Origin of the sequence: Vibrio sp. S9_S30 (assembly GCF_014694455.1) — a bacterium.
Classification (GTDB): domain Bacteria; phylum Pseudomonadota; class Gammaproteobacteria; order Enterobacterales; family Vibrionaceae; genus Vibrio.
Genome location: NZ_JAAUWT010000096.1, coordinates 1 through 1016, shown reverse-complemented (window position 1 = coordinate 1016; position 1016 = coordinate 1). Strand labels below are relative to the sequence as shown.

Genomic DNA, 1016 nt, shown 5'->3' with positions numbered 1-1016 from the left:
ACCTCAGATCTGGTTAAGCCGTCGTGATGCCATTACTTTCTAACAGCTCAAGCTCTTGAGCTGTTAGATCTAAGTGGGGCTTCTCATCTTTCAGGCAATAGGCTATCAATCCTCCCAATAGATTCAAAATAAAACCATGCATGCTGCGGTGTCGTGAGTGTTCAATATACGAGATGTTCTTTAACTGATCATTCACCGTCTCGATTATAAAACGCTTCTTCAGTAAGGCTCTATCCCACAGTGAAATGAATTTTTTCTTCATGTTCTTACGAATTGTAGTAATGAGTTCGACTCCCTTGTCCAGCAACTCCCCCGTAAGGGCTTTGCTGATGTATCCTTTATCTCCATATAGCTTACCCCACAGACTATTAGCCATATCCGGCACTGGCTTCCTGTCATCCTCATTTCCTTTGGTTAGTTTGAGGGCAACAATCTCACCTAAATGGTTGATGATTAGATGAAGCTTGAAACCAAATGACCAGCCCATTGTCCCTTTGCCGTGGCATGCTACGCCTTCAAACACTTTGTTTCTTTTGGCTCTGATGATGTGGCAAACTTCAATCTTGGTCGAGTCTACGAATTGGATCCCCGTTGGTTTGCCTAACTTTGATGTCAGATAACAGCACATTGGCACCCCCACGCTAGCGGTCATTCCAAGGAACCTTGTGTAACTTAGAAGCTTAGGGAAATAACGGGTCAAATGGCGGCACACATAGAGCAAATAGTAGTTCTTGAAATCTCGGTAATGCGATTGATGAAAATGAATAAGGATTGTCATTATCTCTGAAGGAGAAAGCTTGCAGTCCCTGCGGCGCTTACGTTTTCCAGTTTCGATGAGTTGCTGTTGCCACTGCTCTATAAACAACTGACAGAAGTCATCGACATCACAGAAGGTTTCAATTAGTTTGTCCATGCTCGTTCCTTGTTGGTGTCTGTTCACTTTTGGTCGAATGATCAGATCGAGGAACGAGCAATGAGTTCCGCTATTGGTTTAATTTCTTATCCAGAACTCAGGT

Annotated in this window: 1 protein-coding gene; it reads right to left on the bottom strand. The window is 43.4% G+C overall.

Features of this window, described 5'->3' with window-relative positions; translation table 11 throughout:
• Window positions 1-13: 13 nt before the first annotated feature.
• The gene (locus tag HC752_RS24235; RefSeq protein WP_190337734.1) at window positions 14-913 is read right to left on the bottom strand and encodes an IS982 family transposase; all 900 of its coding nucleotides are present in this window, start codon (window positions 911-913) and stop codon (window positions 14-16) included.
• Window positions 914-1016 lie beyond the last annotated feature (103 nt).

Excerpts from the sequence above, each read along its gene's own strand:
- HC752_RS24235 (WP_190337734.1), bottom strand. The coding sequence starts at position 913 with ATGGACAAACTAATTGAAACCTTCTGTGATGTCGATGACTTCTGTCAG.